Below are 19068 nucleotides of genomic sequence, written 5' to 3' on the forward strand. Positions count from 1 at the left end.
TATATAGTGCTAATTTAGGTTGATAACTTTAGGAGAATAAGGAGTCAGTAAATATCCTTTTGCCAGTTCAATGAATTCATTTTCCTGCTGCTGTGCCCATTCTTCAGGATATCCTTTTTCCTCAGCAATGATTTTTGATACATTATGAGCGCTGTCTATTGCTGCTCTTGCATCCAGGAACAGTAAACGTACTCTTCTGGCCAGAATATCTTCAATCGTTTCTGCCATTTCTGTTCTTACTGCCCATACAACTTCTGCTACGGTGAAAGGATGATCCGGATGGATTTTCTGTGCATAACGGGGATTGCTTTCCTGTAATGCTTTTATGGCCGGTATATCTGATCCGTAAACATACAGATGATTAGTTCTGTCTACCTGTTCAGGTTTTACATTTCCATGGATAGAAAGATGTTCTGTTTTTGATGGACTGTTTCCCAGTCTGTGAACTTTCATAGCTTCATCCACTGTGTCTTCTGCCATTTTACGGTAGGTGGTCCACTTTCCTCCGATAATGGAAACCAATCCTGTTTCTGAAGTAATCACTTTGTGACTTCGGGAAACTTCTTTTGTGCTTTTGCTTCCGTCTTTGGGAGCGGCAAGAGGACGAAGGCCTGCGAACACTGATTTTACATCTTCACGTGTTGGTTTTTTAGCTAAATATTGTCTTGCTGTATTTAAAACAAAACTGATTTCCTCTTCCAGTGCTCGAGGTTCAAAACTTTCACTCTCCAGAAGAGTGTCTGTGGTTCCCACTAAAGCCCGGTCATGCCATGGCACAACAAATAAAACCCTGCCATCTGATGTTTTCGGAATCATGATCGCATCATCACTTTTAAGAAATGATTTGTCAAGTACCAGGTGGATCCCCTGGCTTGGCACTACAAGTTTACCATGCTTAGGATTGTTCATATTCAGGATATCGTTCGTGAATACACCGGTTGCATTGATTACTACTTTACCGTGGATCTGATATTGCTGTTTGGAAAGCTGGTCTTCTGCAACAACGCCAATTACTTTATCAGAAGCATCTTTTAAAAGGTTAATCACTTTTACATAGTTAACAGCACTTCCTCCTTTTTCAATAATAGTTTGGGTAAGGTTGATCGCAAGTCTCGCATCGTCAAACTGTCCGTCCTGGTAAACAACACCGCTCATTAAGTGGTTTTGTTCAATAGTAGGGAGCTTTTCGACTGTCTTTGATTTGCTGATGTATTTCGTTTTACCTAAGCTTAATTTTCCGGCAAGGAAATCATAAACAGACAATCCTATTTTATAATAGATTCCTCCCCACCAGGTGTAGTTGGGAATAATGAAAGACTGATTTTTTACGATATGTGCTGCATTTTTTGCCAGAAGTCCTCTTTCCTTTAATGCTTCTTTTACCAATCCGACATCTCCCTGCGCAAGATATCTTACTCCACCGTGTACCAATTTGGTACTTCTGCTGGAAGTTGCTTTTGCGAAATCGTGAGATTCAAGCAATAAAGTTTTGAATCCTCTGCTTACCGCATCTAATGCTGAACCTAAACCACTGGCTCCTCCTCCTATGACAATAAAGTCCCATTCTTTTACATTGGTTAATTTACTGAGTTCTTCGTTTCGTTTCATAAATGTTTCGTTTATGTTTCGTTTTCAAATATATAAATTAAAAATGAAAGCAAAAAGAAAATAAATGAAATTTTAAGATGTCGGAAAAAATCGGTAATTTTGAGGAAACGAATAAAATGGAAAAGCTATTACCAAGGCAGGATGAAATACTTAAGGAGCTGGATGATAAAGGGCATGTGCTTGTGCAGGACTTGTGTGAAAAGCTCAATGTATCTTCGGTTACGATTCGAAAGGATCTGAACTATCTCGAAAGTCTGGGGCTTCTTTTCAGGAATCATGGAGGAGCAAGTAAGCAGGTAAGGTATGCTTATGAAAAGAATGTAGGGGAGAAAGAAAATATTAATGTAGAGGCGAAGCAGGCTATTGCAAGAGCTGCACTTCCATTGATCCAGGAGAATGACTGTATTATATTGGCATCAGGAACTACGATGCATTATCTTGCGAGAATGTTGATGAACTTTGGTCCACTTACAGTGCTGACATCCTCTTTACGGGTGGCAATTGAGCTTTGCAATAATCCTAATATTAATGTGATCCAGCTGGGAGGAGAAGTGAGGAAAAGCTCGACTTCCATTGTAGGGTCTATTTCAGAAGGAATTCTCAAACAGTTTTCCTGCAATAAACTTTTTCTGGGTGTAGACGGGATTGATCTTGAATTTGGAATCAGTACTTCCAATGCTGCAGAGGCACATCTTAATCAGGTTATGATCGAATGTGCGGATAAGACCGTGGTTTTGGCGGATTCCTCAAAATTAAATAAGAAAGGTTTCGGGAAGATCGCTTCACTGGATGAAGTAGATTATCTGATTACAGATGATGGCATAGGTAAGGAAGATAGGTCAGCATTGGAAGAAAGGGGAGTTACAGTTATTGTAAAATAAGCTACATTTAGCTTGATCAAATAGTTTAAACAGAGACATTCTGGCTTCAGAATGTCTCTGTTTAATCAAGAATCATTTGGGGTATACTTTCCAGAAAAACCTTTTTTTGTTTTTTCTTTCCGCTCCAAGCAAAGTGTAGAATTTGATGGCTCTTATATTAAAACCTGGAGTCTGCCACTGGATTATCGGGAAGCCTTGTTCTTTTGAGTAACTTTTTATTAATTCCATTATTTGTTTTCCTGTTCCGTTTCCCCTTGCATTTTCTTTTAAAAACAGACAGTCAACATACATATAATAGCCGGCATCCCAGGTGGAGAACTGTTTGAAAAATGTTGCATATCCTATTATTTCAGTATCAGATTCTGCAATCAGGCATTTTATTTCAGAATCCGGATTGAGAATGTGTTTAGATAGTTGTTCCTTTTTGTTTTCTTCTTTAAAAGAGCTTCTTTCGTACTGCGCATGGGCTTTACATAATTCAATAATGGAACTCAGGTCTTTTTCTTCGGCAAATCGTATTTTCATGTGTCTCTTATTCTTGAGTTAGCAGGCGCATACAAAAGTGGAACCATTGGTAGGCTCGGTTCCTGCTGTGGCGTAGCCGTCAAATTTCCACCATTCGATTCCTCCAATTAATTCAATGACTTTAAAACCTAATTGAGTCATTTTTAAAGCTCCTTTTGTGGAAGCATTACAGCCAATCCCGTCACAATAGCAGACATATATTTTTGACTTGTCAAGGTGCTGCGTGCTCTCTTCTGTCATTTCCCGATGGGGAAGATTAATTGCGGATGGAATGTGCTCTTTGCTGTAGCCATTTGGTCTCCTGGTATCTACTGCTATATAATCTGTACTGTTTTGAAATGCGTCATAAAGATCTGAAGGGTCCATTTCATACATTAATTTTTTCTGGTAGAATTCAATTTGTTCTTGCATAATTTTTAAATTGTTTACGGTGCAAAACTATGTTCGGGTTTGTTCTTTTCCTAAGATTGAAATTGAATGCTCTGCAGTTCTGGATGAAATATTTTCAGACATTGTTTTTTTGTTATATTGTTAACTTTGCATTATGGAAATCAAGTTTTTAAAACTTATTAAAACAATTGCGGAGGAGGGGAGTATTGCCGGTTCTTCTGAAAAACTCTTTTTAACACAGTCTGCATTAAGTCATCAGCTTAAGGATCTGGAAATTCAGCTTGGTTTTAAGGTGTTTTACAGAACTAGGAACAAATGGGAATTGACAGAAGAGGGAAGTGTGCTTTACAAAACGGCATGTACAGTAATAGACAGTATTGGAAGTGGTCTGAATGCTATTCAGCAGATAAGAGCCGGAGCTGCAGGTACAATAAAGATCAGTACAGAGTGTTATTCATTCTATCAGGGGCTGCCTTTGTTTATTAATAAAATGAAAGTATTATATCCTGAAATTGAGGTGGATCTGGTATTGGAGGCGACCCATAAACCTGTTGAAAAAGTAATATCCAATGAAATCGATATTGCAGTTGTTACTTCAAAACCTTCGGGTAATAAAGAGTTGGTCAGTATTGAGATTTTTGAGGATGAAATTTTTGCAGTCATTCATCATGAGAGCCTTTTGAATGCTTCAGAATATCTGGTTGCAGAAGATTTTCTGAATGTGCATTTAATTATTCATTCTTTTCCACTAAAAACGGTTTCAGTTTACGAGGTATTTCTGAACCCGAACGGAATTATGCCAGCGAAAATTTCCGCAGTTCCCTTAACAGAAGTTACTTTGGAAATGGTGCAGGCTAATATAGGAATTACGTGTATGCCGAAATGGGCATTGCTCTCATTCAGGCTTTCTGATGAATTGAGGTTTAAAAGAATCGGAAATAACGGTTTGAAAAGAAAGCATTACCTGGTGGTAAGAAAATCAGATGTTGGAAAAAAATATATTAATGATTTTCTTTTAAACTTCAAAGAGTATTTTCAAAATTTCGGATAGTTTTTTTTCTGAAATGGCTAAATGATTAAAAATCAAAATATTTTACGCGAAATATTTGTCAGTTACAAAATTATTCATAAATTTGCACACTCATTTTAGGGGCGTAGTATGCCTATATCAAAAGTAGAAATTGCTTCAGACTTCCGAAAAATGGGGATAAATAAAGGATAAATTTTATTATAATATAAACAATGTCAGGTATTATTGGTAAAAAAATCGGTATGACATCTTTGTTTAACGAAGAAGGAAAAAACATTCCTTGTACAGTTATCCAGGCTGGTCCATGCTCGGTTTTACAGGTCAGAACCTTAGAAAAAGACGGTTATAAAGCTGTTCAGTTAGGTTTCGATGACAAGAGTGAGAAGAACGTTGGTAAAGCGTTAGCTGGCCATTTTAAAAAGGCTGGTTCTGCTCCTAAAGCTAAATTAGTAGAATTCTACAGAGAGTTCGTTGATGAAGTAAAAGTAGGAGAAGAAGTAAAAGTTGATTTATTCGCTGAAGGTGAATTTGTTGACGTAACAGGAACTTCAAAAGGTAAAGGCTTCCAGGGTGTTGTTAAAAGACACGGATTTGGAGGTGTAATGCAGGCAACTCATGGTCAGCACAACAGACTTAGAGCTCCAGGTTCTATCGGTGCTGGTTCAGACCCTTCAAGAGTATTCAAAGGGATGAGAATGGCTGGAAGAATGGGAGGTAAGCAGGTAACTGTTCAAAACCTTCAAGTGTTAAAAGTTGATCAAGAACAAAATCTTTTAGTAGTAAAAGGTGCTGTTCCGGGAGCTAAAAATTCTTATGTAATTATCAGAAAATGGAACTAGTAGTATTAAATACATCAGGAAAAGAGACCGGAAGAAAAGTAACTCTAGACGAAACAGTATTCGGAATTGAGCCAAATCAGCACGCGGTTTACTTAGAAGTTAAACAGTATCTTGCTGCTCAAAGACAAGGTACTCATAAAGCAAAAGAAAGAAGCGAAATTACGGCTTCTACCAAAAAGCTTAAGAAGCAAAAAGGATCAGGATCTGCTAGATACGGTGATATCAAATCTCCAGTATTCAGAGGTGGAGGTAGAGTATTCGGACCAAAACCAAGAGACTACAGATTCAAATTGAACAAAGCTCTTAAGAGATTGGCTAAGAAATCTGTTTTATCTCAGAAAATGAGAGACAACAGCATTAAAGTTTTAGAGGATATGAGCTTTGCTGCTCCTAAGACTAAAGATTTCATCAATGTATTAAATGCATTGGAACTTAACGGTAAAAAATCTTTATTCGTTCTTCCTGAAGCTAACAAGAATGTATATTTATCTTCAAGAAACTTGCCTAAAGCTAAAGTAATGAACTTCAATGAAATCAGTTCTTACGATTTGGTAAATGCTGGTGAGATCATTTTCTTCGAAGGTGCAGTTGAAAAATTCCAGGAAAATTTAAAGAAATAAATCATGTCAGTTATTATTAAACCAGTTATTTCAGAAAAGGCTAATTACCTTACAGATTTAAGAGGTTCTTATTCTTTCTTAGTGAATCCTAAGGCGAATAAAATCGAGATCAAAAAAGCTGTTGAAGCAGCTTACGGTGTAAAAGTAGCAGACGTTAACACAATGATTTATGCTCCGAAGGTTTCTTCAAAATACACTAAAAAAGGTCTTCAAGTAGGAAAGACAAACAAATTGAAAAAAGCGGTAATCAAACTTGCTGAAGGTGAGGTTATCGATATTTTTGCTGTAAATTAATTATTAATTATAAATAATAGTAATGTCTGTTAGAAAATTAAAACCTATCACCCCGGGACAGAGATTCAGAATTGTAAACAATTTTGAGGAAATTACTACTAACAAACCAGAGAAATCTCTAGTAGTTGGTATTAAAAAGTCAGGTGGACGTAACAACACAGGTAAAATGACCATGCGTTACACCGGAGGTGGACACAAAAAGAAATACAGAATTATTGACTTCAAAAGAAACAAAGCAAACGTTGAAGCAACTGTAAAATCTGTAGAATACGATCCAAACAGAACTGCATTTATCGCTTTATTAGAGTACGCAGACGGAGAGAAGAGATATATCATCGCTCCAAACGGTATCAAAGTTGATCAGAAAGTAGTATCAGGAGAAAGCGTTGAACCAAACGTAGGTAACGCAATGAAATTGAAAAACATTCCATTGGGTACTGTAATCTCTTGTGTTGAAATGAAGCCTGGACAAGGTGCAATTTTAGCAAGAAGTGCTGGTTCTTCAGCTCAATTAACTTCAAGAGATGGTAAATATGCAATCATCAAGTTACCTTCAGGAGAATCAAGAATGATCCTTACTGAATGTATGGCAATGATTGGTTCTGTTTCCAACTCAGATCACCAATTAACCGTATCAGGTAAGGCTGGTAGAAGCAGATGGTTAGGTAGAAGACCAAGAACAAGAGCGGTTGTAATGAACCCAGTAGATCACCCAATGGGTGGTGGTGAAGGACGTTCTTCAGGAGGTCACCCAAGATCTAGAAACGGTAAACCGGCTAAAGGTTACAAAACTAGAAAGAAAAACAAAGTGTCTAACCGTTACATCGTATCTAAAAGAAAATAATTATGGCAAGATCACTTAAAAAAGGACCGTTCATTCATCATACTTTAGATAAGAAGGTTCAGGCAAATATAGAGTCTGGTAAGAAGACAGTTATCAAAACTTGGTCTAGAGCATCTATGATCTCTCCGGACTTCGTAGGACAAACTATTGCTGTACACAACGGGAAATCTTTTATCCCTGTTTACGTTACAGAAAACATGGTTGGTCACAAGTTAGGCGAATTTTCTCCAACAAGATCTTTCAGAGGTCATGGTGGTAACAAAAACAAAGGAAGCAGATAATCATGGGATCAAGAAAACAAGATAGTTCAATCGCAAGAAAAGAAGCTAACAAAGACGTTGTAAAAGCTTCATTAAATAATTGCCCGTCTTCTCCAAGAAAAATGAGATTAGTTGCTGATATCATTAGAGGAGAGCAGGTAGATAAAGCTCTTTATATCCTAAAATATTCTAAGAAGGATGCTTCTAACAAATTAGAAAAATTACTTCTTTCTGCTATGGCAAACTGGCAGGTGAAAAACGAAGGTGCGGATATTGAAGAAGCAAACCTTATCGTTAAAGAAATCTTCGTGGATAGCGCAAGACAATTGAAGAGACTAAGACCAGCTCCACAAGGTAGAGGGTATAGAATCAGAAAAAGATCTAACCACGTTACATTAATCTTAGGTAATAAAGAAAATTAATCAAGGTATGGGACAGAAGACAAATCCAATTGGTAACAGATTAGGTATCATCAGAGGATGGGATTCTAACTGGTTTGGTGGAAACGATTATGGAGACAGAATCGCTGAAGACTACAAAATCAGAAGATACCTTGAAGCTAGATTATCTAAAGGTGGTATTTCAAAAATTTATATTGAAAGAACTTTAAAATTAGTTACAGTAACTATTACTACTGCTAGACCGGGACTTATCATCGGTAAAGGAGGTCAGGAAGTTGATAAATTAAAAGAAGAGTTGAAGAAATTGACTGGTAAGGATATTCAAATCAACATCTTCGAAATCAAAAGACCTGAATTAGATGCTGTATTGGTTGCTGATAGTATTTCTAAGCAAATTGAAAACAGAATTTCTTACAGAAGAGCTGTTAAAATGGCAATGGCAAGTACTATGAGAATGGGTGCTGAAGGTATCAAAGTTCAAATCTCTGGTAGATTAAACGGAGCTGAAATGGCAAGATCAGAATCTTTCAAAGAAGGAAGAATTCCATTGTCAACTTTCAGAGCTGATATCGATTACCACTGGGCAGAAGCTCATACTACTTACGGTAGATTAGGAGTGAAAGTTTGGATCATGAAAGGCGAAGTTTACGGTAAAAGAGAACTTTCTCCACTAGTGGGACAGCAGAAAAAAGGAGGTCAGTCTGAAAGAGGAAACAGAGGAGGAGACAGAGACAACAGAAGACCTAGAAAAAACAACAACAATAACAATAATAATTAAAATTTTAGATTAGAGTTTTGAGTTTTAAATTACCGTTACTTTTTTAAAATTAAAAAAAATCTAAAATCTAAAATCTAAAATCTAAAATTTAGAAATTATGTTACAACCAAAAAGAACCAAATTCCGTAGAGTTCATAAGATGAAGATGAAGGGGAATGCCCAGAGAGGTAGTCAACTTGCTTACGGAACTTTTGGGATCAAAGCGACTGAAGGAGCTTGGATCACTGCAAGACAAATTGAAGCGGCTCGTATCGCTGCGACAAGATATATGAAGAGAGAAGGTCAACTATGGATCAAAATCTTCCCGGATAAGCCAATTACTAAAAAACCAGCTGAAGTAAGGATGGGTAAAGGTAAAGGTGCTGTTGAATACTGGGTAGCTGTAGTAAAACCAGGTAAAATTATGTTCGAAGTTGGTGGAGTTCCTTACGAAGTAGCGAAAGAAGCTCTTAGACTTGCAGCACAGAAATTACCAGTAGTTACTAAATTCATCGTTGCTAACGATTTTGTTAAACCTCTATAATCTTTGAATACAATGAAAAAAGCTGATATTAAAAATTTAAGCGCGGGTGATATTCAAGCTCAATTAACTGAAGCAAAAGCTCAATATTCTAAATTGAAATTGGCTCATGCAATCAGCCCAATTGAAAACCCGATTCAAATCAAAGATTTGAGAAAAACAATCGCAAGACTAAACACTGAGTTAACTAACAAACAATAATTTCATTTTACAATGGATAGAAATTTAAGAAAAGAAAGAATCGGAGTGGTTTCCAGCAATAAAATGGAAAAGACCATTGTTGTTAGTGAAACGATGAGAATGAAGCACCCGATGTACGGTAAATTCGTATTAAAAACGAAAAAATATACTGCACACGACGAGAACAACGAATGCAACGAGGGAGATACAGTTTTAATCCAGGAAACTAGACCTTTGAGCAAGAACAAGAGATGGAGATTAGTAAGAATCATTGAAAAAGCTAAGTAATAATGTTACAAACAGAATCAAGATTAAAAGTTGCTGATAACACAGGTGCGAAAGAAGTACTAGTTATCAGAGTTCTGGGAGGAACCAGAAGAAGATATGCTTCAGTTGGTGATAAAATCGTTGTTACTATCAAGGATTCTACACCATCAGGAAACGCTAAAAAAGGTCAGGTATCTAAAGCTGTAGTAGTAAGAACTAAAAAAGCAGTTAGAAGAAAAGATGGTTCATACATCAAGTTCGACGACAATGCTTGTGTATTGCTAAACGCAGCGGGAGAAATGAGAGGAACTCGTGTTTTCGGACCGGTTGCTCGTGAGTTGAGAGACAAAGAATATATGAAAATCATTTCATTAGCTCCTGAAGTACTTTAATTTTTAAAATTTTTTAAAGAAATGTCAAAGTTAAAAATAAAAAGAGGAGATAACGTAATCATTACTACTGGTAAGAAAGATATCAAAGGTAAGACTGGTGAAGTTATTGAAGTGATCAAGAAAGAAGGTAGAGACCCTAGAGTAGTTGTTGCAGGACTTAACATCATCAAAAAGCACGTTAAGCCTTCAGCTTCAAATCCTCAAGGAGGAATCGTTGAAAGAGAAGCTTCTATTCATATCTCAAACGTAGCTTTAGTTGGTAAAGACGGAAAAGCTATCAAAGTAGGTTACAAAATCGAAGGAGATAAGAAAGTAAGAATCAACAAAAAAACGGGTGAAACTTTATAATTTTAAATAACACATGGAATATATAGCAAGACCCAAAAAAGCATATAAAGAGACAATTGTTCCTGCAATGATGGAAGAATTCGGGTATAAGTCAGTAATGCAGGTACCTAAATTAGAGAAAATCGTTGTATCACAAGGTTTAGGTGATGCTACTGCAGACAAGAAAATCATTGATTATGCTGTAGAAGAGCTTACGAATATCACTGGTCAAAAGGCTGTTGGTACGATCTCTAAGAAAGACGAAGCTGCTTTCAAATTGAGAAAAGGGATGCCAGTAGGAGCTAAAGTTACTTTAAGAGGAAACCAGATGTATGAATTCTTAGACAGACTTACTTCTTCTGCTTTGCCTCGTATCAGAGATTTCTCTGGAATCAAAGCTGATGGTTTCGATGGTAGAGGTAACTACAACTTAGGTATTACTGAGCAGATTATCTTCCCTGAAATCGTAATCGACAAAGTGAAAAAAATCCAGGGGATGGACATCACTTTCGTTACTACTGCGAAAACAGATAAAGAAGCTAAAGCATTATTAACTCACTTCGGTTTACCATTTAAAAAGAACTAAGAAATGGCTAAAGAATCAATGAAAGCGCGTGAGCGCAAAAGAGAAGCACTAGTTGCTAAATACGCTGCTAAAAGACAAGCTCTTAAAGAAGCTGGTGATTACGAAGGACTTCAAAAATTGCCTAAAAATGCTTCTCCTGTAAGATTACACAACAGATGTAAACTGACAGGTAGACCAAGAGGATACATGAGAACGTTCGGTATTTCCAGAGTAACTTTCAGAGAAATGGCAAACAACGGTCTTATCCCAGGTGTAAGAAAAGCTAGTTGGTAATAATTACTAATTAAAAATCGGGACAATTAAGTTGTTCAGATACTAAAGATAAAAATATCAGACTGAAGATTTCTGAAGTCTGATATTTTACTCTTCAAGTCTTTGCAAAACTGATTGTTCTTTAACCAATAATTTATAAAAGAAAAATGGTAACAGATCCAATTTCAGATTTCCTAACAAGAGTAAGGAACGCACAAAGCGCAGGCCACAAAGTGGTGGAAATTCCTGCATCGAAAATCAAAAAGGAGATTACTAAGATCTTATTTGATCAGGGGTATATCTTAAACTACAAGTTTGAAGATAACGCTGTTCAGGGAGTGATCAAAATCGCTTTAAAGTACGATAAGCAAACTAACAAACCAGCTATCAAGTCTATCCAAAGAGCTTCTAGACCAGGTTTGAGACAGTACAAAGGTTCAGCTGAGCTTCCAAGAGTACTAAACGGTTTGGGTATTTCTATCATCTCTACTTCAAAAGGAGTAATGACTGACAAGAAAGCTAGAGAAGAGAAAGTAGGCGGTGAAGTAATCTGCTATGTTTATTAATTTTTAATCACAGGAAAATGTCAAGAATTGGTAAAGCAATTATAACAATTCCAGCAGGAGTTACAATCACTGAAAACAATGGTGTAGTAACTGTAAAAGGAGCTAAAGGAGAACTTTCTCAGGAGCTTACAGCAGGAATTACTTTAGAACAAAAAGATGGTGAACTTAACGTAAACAGACCATCTGATTCTAAACAACACAAAGCGCTTCACGGTTTATACAGAGCGTTGATCGCTAACATGATCGTTGGTGTATCAGAAGGTTTCGAAAAGAAACTAGAACTAGTAGGGGTAGGATACAGAGCTTCTCACTCAGGTCAAAAACTTGAATTAGCTTTAGGATTCTCTCACGGTATCGTATTAGAACTTCCAAATGAAGTAAAAGTTGATACATTGACTGAAAAAGGTAAAAACCCAATTATTACTTTAACGTCTCATGACAAGCAACTTCTAGGAATGGTTACTGCAAAGATCCGTTCTTTCAGAAAGCCTGAGCCATACAAAGGAAAAGGTGTAAGATTCGTTGGTGAAAATGTTAGACGTAAAGCTGGTAAATCTGCTTAATAAATTATAAGTATTATGGCATTAAGTAAATTAGAAAAAAGAATAAGAATCAAAAGAAGAGTAAGAGGGAAAATCTCTGGATCTTCTGAATTGCCAAGATTATCTGTATATAAAAGTAATAAGGAAATTTACGCTCAGTTAATCGACGATAAAAATGGTAAAACTTTAGCATCTGCTTCTTCAAGAGAGAAAGGTGTAGACGCTAAAGGTACTAAGACTGAAGTTTCTGCTGCTGTTGGTAAAGCTATCGCTGCTAAAGCTATCGCTGCAGGAATCGAAAGTATTGTATTTGACAGAAACGGATTCGTATACCACGGTAGAGTAAAAGCTCTGGCTGATGGTGCAAGAGAAGGTGGACTTAAATTCTAATCATTAAATTTCGGAAAATATGTTAGGACTAGATAATATAGAAAGAGTAAAACCGGGAGGATTAGAATTGAAAGATCGTCTCGTAGCTGTTAACAGAGTAACAAAAGTAACAAAAGGGGGTAGAGCTTTCGGATTTTCTGCTATCGTTGTAGTAGGAAACGAAGAAGGTGTTATCGGTTTCGGTTTAGGAAAATCTAAAGAGGTTGCTTCTGCAATTGCTAAAGCAGTTGAAGACGCTAAGAAAAACCTTGTGAAAGTTCCTGTAATGAACCACACTATTCCTCACCAAACTACTGCTAGATACGGTGGTGCAGATATCTTCCTAAGACCTGCTTCTCACGGTACAGGATTGATCGCCGGAGGTGCGGTAAGAGCGGTATTGGAATCTGCTGGTATTCACGATATCCTTTCAAAATCTAAAGGATCTTCTAACCCTCACAACGTGGTGAAAGCTACTTTCAAAGCGTTATTAGACATCAGAAGACCTGAAGAGATCGCTAGAATGAGAGGAATTTCTCTAAGTAAAGTGTTTAACGGTTAATAATTAAAACAATGGCAACAATTAAAGTAAAGCAAGTAAGAAGCGCTATTGGTAGAACAAAAACCCAAAAGAGAACGCTTGAAGCATTAGGATTAAAAAAACTTCACCAAGTTGTAGAACACGAAGCTACTCCTTCTATCTTAGGAATGATCGCTGCAGTAAACCACTTACTTGAAGTTCAAAAATAATTTTATAAAAGAGAAATTAAAATGAATTTAAATAACATAAAACCTGCTGCAGGATCTACTTTCAACTCAAAGAGAATTGGTAGAGGTCAAGGTAGTGGAAAAGGAGGTACTTCAACAAAAGGACACAAAGGTCAGAAGTCTAGAGCTGGTTATTCTCAGAAAATCGGTTTCGAAGGTGGACAAATGCCTTTACAAAGAAGATTACCTAAATTCGGATTCAAAAACGTAAACAGAAAAGAGTTTAGAGGAGTAAACCTTGATACAATCCAAACTTTAATCGAGAACAAATCCATCACAGGAGATATCACGAAAGAAGTTTTAGTAGCAAACGGTTTAGTTTCTAAAAACGAATTAGTGAAAATTATGGGTAGAGGAGAATTGAAATCTGCGGTTTCAATCTCTGCTGACAAATTCACTAAATCTGCTGAAGAGCTTATTGCTAAGGCAGGTGGAAAAGCAATTACCTTATAATACTTACTAATGAAAGAATTTATACAAACACTTAAAAATATTTGGAGTCTTAAAGAACTTAGAGATAAAATTCTCTTTACTTTAGGTATTATCCTTGTGTATAGATTCGCATCTTATATCTCACTTCCGGCAATTAACCTTGCAGAGGTGGGAGATCTCTTAGAGCATTATAAAAATCAAGGCGGTAACAAGCAAGGAGCAGGTCTCCTTGGCTTGCTTTCGTCGTTTACGGGGGGAGCTTTCAGCCACGCTTCCGTAATGGCGTTAGGAATCATGCCTTATATTTCTGCTTCTATTATTGTTCAGTTGATGGGGATGGCTATTCCTTATCTTCAGAAGCTTCAGAAAGATGGAGAGTCAGGTAGAAATACATTGAACCAAATTACAAGATGGTTAACGATTGGAGTTTGTCTGGTACAGGCACCTTCTTACTTAACTTCTATTACTCAATTATTCTTACCGTATGCTCAGTTCCAGTCTGCATACTATGTAGAGCCAAATTCTATCATGTTCTGGTTGCCAAGTATCGTTATCCTGGTTGCCGGTTCAGTATTCGCAATGTGGTTAGGTGAAAAAATCACTGACAAAGGTATCGGAAACGGTATCTCTATCCTTATTATGGTGGGGATCCTTTCAAGATTACCTGAAGCATTCGTTCAGGAGATGGCCGTGCAGAACGGTAAAGGAGGAATGGGATCTATTATGATCCTTATTGAAGTATTATTCTGGATGTTGGTAGTTCTTTTAGCAGTAATCTTATCAGTAGCTGTTAGAAAAATTCCGATTCAGTATGTAAGCAGAGCTCAAGCAAGAGGAGGTGTAAACAGAAATCTTATGCAGGGAGCAAGACAATGGATTCCATTGAAAGTAAATGCTGCTGGTGTAATGCCGATTATCTTTGCCCAGGCATTGATGTTCGTACCAGGATTATTAACAAAATTCGATGAGTCTAATACTTTTCTTGCAGGTTTCAAGAATGTTTTTAGCTGGCAGTACAACGTATTGTTTGCGCTATTAATTATTATCTTCTCATTTTTCTATACTGCGATTACAATTCCGGTAAACCAGATGGCTGATGACTTGAAGAGAAATGGAGGTTTAGTACCGAAAGTAAGACCAGGTAAAGAGACCGCTGATTATTTAGATGATATTTTATCAAAAATTACCTTGCCAGGTGCAATTTTTTTATCTATCTTTGCAGTCCTTCCGGCAATTGTGCATGGAAGCTTTGTTCAGACAGATGCGTTTGCCCTATTTTTCGGGGGAACATCATTATTAATTATGGTGGGTGTAATTTTAGATACAGTTCAACAGATTAATACATATCTGCTGAACCATCATTATGATGGCTTAATGCAGTCTAAATTATCAAGAACGACTGGATATTAATTTATGGCAAAACAAAAACATATTGAACAAGATGGCGTGATCGTGGAAGCACTTTCGAACGCCATGTTCCGTGTAGAGCTGGAAAATGGGCATATCCTTATTGCTCATATCTCCGGTAAAATGAGAATGCATTATATTAAACTTTTACCTGGAGATAAGGTAAAACTAGAAATGTCTCCCTATGATTTAACAAAAGGGAGGATCACATTTAGATATTAAACAATTAGCCAAATGGAATACCCATTCCATTTGGCATTTGTAAAAAATAAATACTATCAAAATGAAAGTAAGAGCATCAATTAAAAAAAGAAGCGCTGATTGCAAAATCGTACGCAGAAAAGGTGTACTATTCGTAATCAACAAGAAGAACCCAAAATTTAAACAAAGACAAGGTTAACATTAAATTATGGCGAGAATTGCAGGTATTGATTTACCAAAAAACAAAAGAGGTGTTATCGGTTTAACTTACATCTATGGAGTAGGAAGAAGTACTTCTTCTGAAATCCTTAAAGCTGCCGGTATCAGCGAAGACAAGAAAGTCAACGAATGGAATGACGATGAATTGGCTGCAATCAGAACATATATCTCTGAAAACGTAAAAGTAGAAGGAGAATTGAGATCTGAAGTGCAATTGAACATCAAGAGATTGATGGACATAGGATGCCAACGAGGAATACGTCACAGACTTGGATTACCTTTAAGAGGCCAGAGAACGAAAAACAACTCTAGAACACGTAAAGGGAAGAGAAAAACTGTTGCTAACAAGAAAAAAGCTAGTAAATAATCGTTAGGAATTATGGCAAAACAAACTAAAGTAGTTAAAAAAAGAAAAGTAAAAGTAGAGGCAATTGGTGAAGCTCACATCCAGGCGTCTTTTAATAATATTATTATTTCTTTAACAAATAAAAACGGAGAAGTAATTTCTTGGGCATCTGCCGGTAAAATGGGATTCAGAGGTTCTAAAAAGAATACTCCTTTCGCTGCTCAGATGGCAGCTGAAAATTGCTCTGCTGTAGCTCACGAAGCTGGATTAAGAAGAGTAAAGGTGTTTGTGAAAGGACCTGGTGCAGGTAGAGAATCTGCAATCAGATCTATCCACAATTCAGGAATTGAAGTTAGCGAAATCATTGATGTGACTCCAATGCCACACAATGGATGTAGACCACCAAAAAGAAGAAGAGTTTAATTTTTAGAATTTACCCATTATGGCAAGATATATTGGACCTAAAACTAAGATTGCTAGAAAGTTTGGTGCTGCAATCTACGGAGATGATAAGAACTTCGAAAAAAGAAAGAACCAACCGCCAGGACAACACGGTCCTAACAAAAGAAGAGGTGCTAAAAAATCAGAATATGCAGTTCAGTTAGCTGAAAAACAAAAAGCTAAATATACTTACGGTATTTTAGAAAGACAGTTTGCTAATTTATTTGACAAAGCACACAGAAGTAAAGGTGTAACAGGGGAAGTTCTATTACAACTTTGTGAATCAAGATTGGATAACGTAGTATACAGATTCGGTTTTGCTAAAACAAGATCTGCTGCAAGACAATTGGTTTCTCACAGACACATCACTGTGAACGGAGAAATTCTTAATATCCCTTCTTACTTGGTAAAAGCTGGTGATGTAATCGCTGTAAGAGAAAAGTCTAAGTCTCTTGAAGTTGTTACCAATGCATTGGCTTCTAAGTCAAACTATGAGTGGTTACAATTCAACGATGAGAAGAAAGAAGGAACTTTCGTTTCTGCTCCTGAAAGAATCCAGATTCCGGAGGACATTAAGGAAAACCTTATCGTCGAACTTTACTCTAAATAATTTTTTAATCAAATTTTTGCTCAACCCAATAATATGGCAATTTTACAATTCATAAAACCCGATAAAGTAATTTTACTTAACTCTGATGAATTTAAAGGTCAATTTGAATTCAGACCTTTAGAACCAGGTTTCGGGCTTACAATCGGTAATGCTTTGAGAAGAGTGTTGCTTTCTTCTCTGGAAGGATACGCTATTTCATCTATCAAAATAGAAGGTGTAGAGCACGAATTTTCAACTATTCCAGGAGTAATCGAAGACGTTACCGAAATTATTCTTAACCTTAAGCAGGTAAGATTAAAAGCTGCAGCAGAAGGCCAGGCTAACGAGCAGGTTGTTGCTAAAGTTTCAGGTCAAACGGTTATTACTGCTGGTGATTTAGGAAAGTCTATCAACGGATTTGAGGTTCTGAACCCGGATCTGGTGATCTGCAACCTAAACACTGATGTAACTTTCGAGATTACTTTCAATATTGAAAAAGGTAGAGGATATGTTCCTTCAGAACAAAATAAGTCAAACAATGCACCTGTAGGTACTATTGCTATTGACTCTATTTTCACGCCAATCAAGAAAGTACAATACAGCATTGAAAATTATCGTGTAGAGCAAAAAACAGACTACGAAAAACTTGTATTAGATATAGAAACTGACGGGTCTATCAGCCCTCAGAATGCTTTAACTGAAGCTTCTAAGATATTAATTTATCACTTCATGTTGTTCTCTGATGAGAGAATCACACTTGAAACTGAAGCTGTAAAAGCATCTATTCAATATGATGAAGAAACTCTTCACACAAGACAACTTCTTAAGTCTAAATTAGCAGATATGGATCTTTCCGTAAGAGCCCTTAACTGTCTGAAAGCGGCTGAAGTAGAAACTCTTGGAGAATTGGTTTCTTACAGTAAGTCTGATTTGATGAAATTCAGAAATTTTGGTAAAAAATCTTTGACAGAACTAGAAGAATTAGTGCATTCAAAAGGTCTTAACTTCGGTTTCGACGTTGCAAAATATAAGTTAGACGCTGATAAATAATTAATAATGAGACACGGTAAAAAATTCAATCACTTAGGAAGAACAGCTTCTCACAGAAGTGCTTTACTTTCTAATATGGCTTGTTCTCTAATTGAGCATAAAAGAATCAACACTACTGTAGCTAAAGCTAAAGCTTTAAGAGTATATGTTGAGCCTCTATTAACAAAAGCAAAAGAAGATACTACACACAACAGAAGAGTAGTATTCTCTTACCTTCAAAATAAATTTGCGGTTGCTGAATTATTCAGAACTGTAGCTCCTAAAATCGCTGAAAGAAACGGTGGTTATACAAGAATCATCAAGACAGGATTCAGACCAGGTGATGCTGCTGATACTGCCCTTATCGAATTGGTAGATTTCAACGAGCTTTACAACCCTAATGCTGAAGAGAAAAAAGCTACAAGAAGAAGCAGAAGATCAACTGCTGCACCTAAAAAAGCTGAAGCTGTAGTTGCTGAAGCTCCTGCAGTAGAAGAGAAAGTAGAAGAAGCTAAAGCTGATACTACTGAAGAAAAAACTGAAGAATAATATTCATTCAGATATATATTAAAACCATCCGAAACACGGATGGTTTTTTTTGTTTTTGCTTATTCGGATTTGATGAAAATTCATCGAAAAGTTTATGGTTATAAAGTAAACGCCCCTCAACATTGGAGGGGCATTTTATTTTAGATTTTAGTTCTTTTCAGCTCAATAATATTGTTTCCTTGTTCAAGGTGAAGGCTGTCTCCTTTTACCCTTGCAGTCATATCATCTTTCTTGTAAATAGTTTCATCACCTTTGGTTTCCGATTTAGGCAAAGTGAATGTTTTTTTGTTGCTGGTAATGGCTACCGTACTTTCTTTCGGATCGTTTTTAAATACTACTTTCACCAGTGTTCCGTCAGTAGCTTTATAAACAAAATCTGTTTTCTCTGTTTTCTGTCCGTTGATGTCTACAGTAGAAGAACTTTGTGTTACCGAATCTATCTTTCCGTTATTATCAGTAACTACAGTTTCTGAGCTGTCTGTTTTGATAACACTCTTGTTTCCGCTTTCACTTTTTTTGCAGCTGACTACTGTCAGTGCCAATACAGCACCCAGTGCTAAAAGACTTTTTTTCATGATTATATTATTTGATATTCAATTGATTTTTATATTTTAAA

The 19068-nt window shown here is 36.5% G+C and carries 34 protein-coding genes; 30 read left to right on the forward strand and 4 right to left on the reverse strand.

The genetic code is table 11. From position 1 onward, the window contains the following. Positions 1–9: 9 nt before the first annotated feature. Positions 10–1608 carry a glycerol-3-phosphate dehydrogenase/oxidase gene (locus tag CRS_RS17745; RefSeq protein WP_142725336.1) on the reverse strand — a complete coding sequence of 533 codons (1599 nt, stop codon included), beginning with the start codon at positions 1606–1608 and terminating at the stop codon, positions 10–12. A 116-nt stretch (positions 1609–1724) separates the two neighbouring features. Between CRS_RS17745 and CRS_RS17750 the strand changes: the two genes are divergently transcribed. Further along, positions 1725–2489 carry a DeoR/GlpR family DNA-binding transcription regulator gene (locus CRS_RS17750; protein WP_131437480.1) on the forward strand — a complete coding sequence of 255 codons (765 nt, stop codon included), beginning with the start codon at positions 1725–1727 and terminating at the stop codon, positions 2487–2489. Positions 2490–2561: 72 nt separating this feature from the next. Here the strand turns inward: CRS_RS17750 and CRS_RS17755 are convergent, their stop codons facing one another. After that, the gene (locus CRS_RS17755) at positions 2562–3014 is read right to left on the reverse strand and encodes a GNAT family N-acetyltransferase (protein WP_142725337.1); all 453 of its coding nucleotides are present in this window, start codon (positions 3012–3014) and stop codon (positions 2562–2564) included. An 18-nt stretch (positions 3015–3032) separates the two neighbouring features. After that, the gene (locus tag CRS_RS17760; protein WP_142725338.1) at positions 3033–3425 is read right to left on the reverse strand and encodes a rhodanese-like domain-containing protein; all 393 of its coding nucleotides are present in this window, start codon (positions 3423–3425) and stop codon (positions 3033–3035) included. A 133-nt stretch (positions 3426–3558) separates the two neighbouring features. On the opposite strand from CRS_RS17760, the gene CRS_RS17765 reads away from it, so the two are divergent. From CRS_RS17765 to rplQ, 29 genes are all read left to right on the forward strand, one after another. Further along, positions 3559–4455, forward strand: coding sequence for a LysR family transcriptional regulator (locus CRS_RS17765; RefSeq protein ID WP_142725339.1), 897 nt, complete (start codon positions 3559–3561; stop codon positions 4453–4455). Between the two features lie 191 nt (positions 4456–4646). Next, on the forward strand, positions 4647–5273 hold the full coding sequence (rplC, locus tag CRS_RS17770) for a 50S ribosomal protein L3 (RefSeq protein WP_115927399.1): 627 nt from the start codon (positions 4647–4649) through the stop codon (positions 5271–5273). Next, entirely contained in the window at positions 5264–5893 is a 630-nt protein-coding gene (gene rplD / locus CRS_RS17775) for a 50S ribosomal protein L4 (RefSeq protein WP_002983197.1), read from the forward strand. The genes rplC and rplD overlap by 10 nt, the downstream gene beginning before the upstream one ends. 3 nt (positions 5894–5896) lie before the next feature. Further along, positions 5897–6187 carry a 50S ribosomal protein L23 gene (rplW, locus tag CRS_RS17780; RefSeq protein WP_002983204.1) on the forward strand — a complete coding sequence of 97 codons (291 nt, stop codon included), beginning with the start codon at positions 5897–5899 and terminating at the stop codon, positions 6185–6187. A gap of 22 nt (positions 6188–6209) precedes the next feature. Beyond that, a complete protein-coding gene (rplB, locus tag CRS_RS17785; RefSeq protein WP_002983208.1) occupies positions 6210–7031 on the forward strand; it encodes a 50S ribosomal protein L2 in 822 nt (273 codons plus the stop codon). Between the two features lie 2 nt (positions 7032–7033). Next, positions 7034–7312, forward strand: coding sequence for a 30S ribosomal protein S19 (rpsS, locus tag CRS_RS17790; RefSeq protein ID WP_002983209.1), 279 nt, complete (start codon positions 7034–7036; stop codon positions 7310–7312). A 2-nt stretch (positions 7313–7314) separates the two neighbouring features. Then, on the forward strand, positions 7315–7713 hold the full coding sequence (gene rplV / locus CRS_RS17795; protein ID WP_002983214.1) for a 50S ribosomal protein L22: 399 nt from the start codon (positions 7315–7317) through the stop codon (positions 7711–7713). Positions 7714–7720: 7 nt separating this feature from the next. Further along, positions 7721–8470, forward strand: a complete 750-nt coding sequence (rpsC, locus tag CRS_RS17800) for a 30S ribosomal protein S3 (protein WP_002983216.1) — start codon at positions 7721–7723, stop codon at positions 8468–8470. Between the two features lie 97 nt (positions 8471–8567). Continuing rightward, on the forward strand, positions 8568–8993 hold the full coding sequence (gene rplP, locus CRS_RS17805; protein WP_002983219.1) for a 50S ribosomal protein L16: 426 nt from the start codon (positions 8568–8570) through the stop codon (positions 8991–8993). Between the two features lie 12 nt (positions 8994–9005). Further along, positions 9006–9191, forward strand: a complete 186-nt coding sequence (rpmC, locus tag CRS_RS17810; RefSeq protein ID WP_002983223.1) for a 50S ribosomal protein L29 — start codon at positions 9006–9008, stop codon at positions 9189–9191. Between the two features lie 12 nt (positions 9192–9203). After that, positions 9204–9458 (forward strand): 30S ribosomal protein S17, encoded by a 255-nt coding sequence (gene rpsQ / locus CRS_RS17815; protein ID WP_027381310.1) that lies wholly within the window; start codon positions 9204–9206, stop codon positions 9456–9458. A gap of 2 nt (positions 9459–9460) precedes the next feature. Further along, a complete protein-coding gene (rplN, locus tag CRS_RS17820; protein ID WP_002983226.1) occupies positions 9461–9829 on the forward strand; it encodes a 50S ribosomal protein L14 in 369 nt (122 codons plus the stop codon). A gap of 21 nt (positions 9830–9850) precedes the next feature. Then, positions 9851–10177: a 50S ribosomal protein L24 gene (rplX, locus tag CRS_RS17825; RefSeq protein WP_002983229.1), complete on the forward strand. Its 327-nt coding sequence runs from the start codon at positions 9851–9853 to the stop codon at positions 10175–10177. Positions 10178–10190: 13 nt separating this feature from the next. After that, the gene (gene rplE, locus CRS_RS17830; protein WP_065400324.1) at positions 10191–10742 is read left to right on the forward strand and encodes a 50S ribosomal protein L5; all 552 of its coding nucleotides are present in this window, start codon (positions 10191–10193) and stop codon (positions 10740–10742) included. A 3-nt stretch (positions 10743–10745) separates the two neighbouring features. After that, positions 10746–11015, forward strand: a complete 270-nt coding sequence (gene rpsN / locus CRS_RS17835; RefSeq protein WP_002983233.1) for a 30S ribosomal protein S14 — start codon at positions 10746–10748, stop codon at positions 11013–11015. A gap of 146 nt (positions 11016–11161) precedes the next feature. After that, the gene (gene rpsH, locus CRS_RS17840; protein ID WP_002983236.1) at positions 11162–11560 is read left to right on the forward strand and encodes a 30S ribosomal protein S8; all 399 of its coding nucleotides are present in this window, start codon (positions 11162–11164) and stop codon (positions 11558–11560) included. 17 nt (positions 11561–11577) lie between these two features. Continuing rightward, entirely contained in the window at positions 11578–12123 is a 546-nt protein-coding gene (gene rplF, locus CRS_RS17845) for a 50S ribosomal protein L6 (protein WP_002983238.1), read from the forward strand. A 15-nt stretch (positions 12124–12138) separates the two neighbouring features. Further along, positions 12139–12492, forward strand: coding sequence for a 50S ribosomal protein L18 (rplR, locus tag CRS_RS17850; protein ID WP_034694689.1), 354 nt, complete (start codon positions 12139–12141; stop codon positions 12490–12492). 19 nt (positions 12493–12511) lie between these two features. Further along, positions 12512–13033, forward strand: a complete 522-nt coding sequence (gene rpsE, locus CRS_RS17855) for a 30S ribosomal protein S5 (RefSeq protein ID WP_002983245.1) — start codon at positions 12512–12514, stop codon at positions 13031–13033. 11 nt (positions 13034–13044) lie between these two features. Beyond that, positions 13045–13221, forward strand: a complete 177-nt coding sequence (rpmD, locus tag CRS_RS17860) for a 50S ribosomal protein L30 (protein ID WP_002983247.1) — start codon at positions 13045–13047, stop codon at positions 13219–13221. Positions 13222–13242: 21 nt separating this feature from the next. Further along, a complete protein-coding gene (gene rplO, locus CRS_RS17865) occupies positions 13243–13692 on the forward strand; it encodes a 50S ribosomal protein L15 (protein ID WP_142725340.1) in 450 nt (149 codons plus the stop codon). A gap of 9 nt (positions 13693–13701) precedes the next feature. Continuing rightward, positions 13702–15081: a preprotein translocase subunit SecY gene (secY, locus tag CRS_RS17870; protein WP_002983253.1), complete on the forward strand. Its 1380-nt coding sequence runs from the start codon at positions 13702–13704 to the stop codon at positions 15079–15081. Between the two features lie 3 nt (positions 15082–15084). Further along, complete coding sequence (infA, locus tag CRS_RS17875) at positions 15085–15300, forward strand: translation initiation factor IF-1 (protein ID WP_002983257.1); 216 nt, start codon at positions 15085–15087, stop codon at positions 15298–15300. 61 nt (positions 15301–15361) lie between these two features. Continuing rightward, positions 15362–15478 (forward strand): 50S ribosomal protein L36, encoded by a 117-nt coding sequence (gene rpmJ, locus CRS_RS17880; protein WP_007839480.1) that lies wholly within the window; start codon positions 15362–15364, stop codon positions 15476–15478. Between the two features lie 9 nt (positions 15479–15487). Then, positions 15488–15865, forward strand: coding sequence for a 30S ribosomal protein S13 (gene rpsM, locus CRS_RS17885; protein WP_002983260.1), 378 nt, complete (start codon positions 15488–15490; stop codon positions 15863–15865). A 12-nt stretch (positions 15866–15877) separates the two neighbouring features. Then, positions 15878–16267, forward strand: a complete 390-nt coding sequence (gene rpsK, locus CRS_RS17890; RefSeq protein ID WP_002983263.1) for a 30S ribosomal protein S11 — start codon at positions 15878–15880, stop codon at positions 16265–16267. 19 nt (positions 16268–16286) lie between these two features. Beyond that, entirely contained in the window at positions 16287–16895 is a 609-nt protein-coding gene (gene rpsD / locus CRS_RS17895) for a 30S ribosomal protein S4 (RefSeq protein WP_002983266.1), read from the forward strand. Positions 16896–16928: 33 nt separating this feature from the next. After that, complete coding sequence (locus tag CRS_RS17900) at positions 16929–17924, forward strand: DNA-directed RNA polymerase subunit alpha (protein WP_002983269.1); 996 nt, start codon at positions 16929–16931, stop codon at positions 17922–17924. 6 nt (positions 17925–17930) lie between these two features. Next, positions 17931–18452, forward strand: coding sequence for a 50S ribosomal protein L17 (rplQ, locus tag CRS_RS17905; protein WP_027371704.1), 522 nt, complete (start codon positions 17931–17933; stop codon positions 18450–18452). Between the two features lie 140 nt (positions 18453–18592). Here the strand turns inward: rplQ and CRS_RS17910 are convergent, their stop codons facing one another. Then, positions 18593–19027, reverse strand: a complete 435-nt coding sequence (locus CRS_RS17910; protein WP_002983275.1) for a hypothetical protein — start codon at positions 19025–19027, stop codon at positions 18593–18595. Positions 19028–19068: the final 41 nt, after the last annotated feature.

The organism is Chryseobacterium sp. ON_d1 (assembly GCF_006829085.1).
In the GTDB taxonomy this organism is placed as follows: Bacteria; Bacteroidota; Bacteroidia; order Flavobacteriales; family Weeksellaceae; genus Chryseobacterium.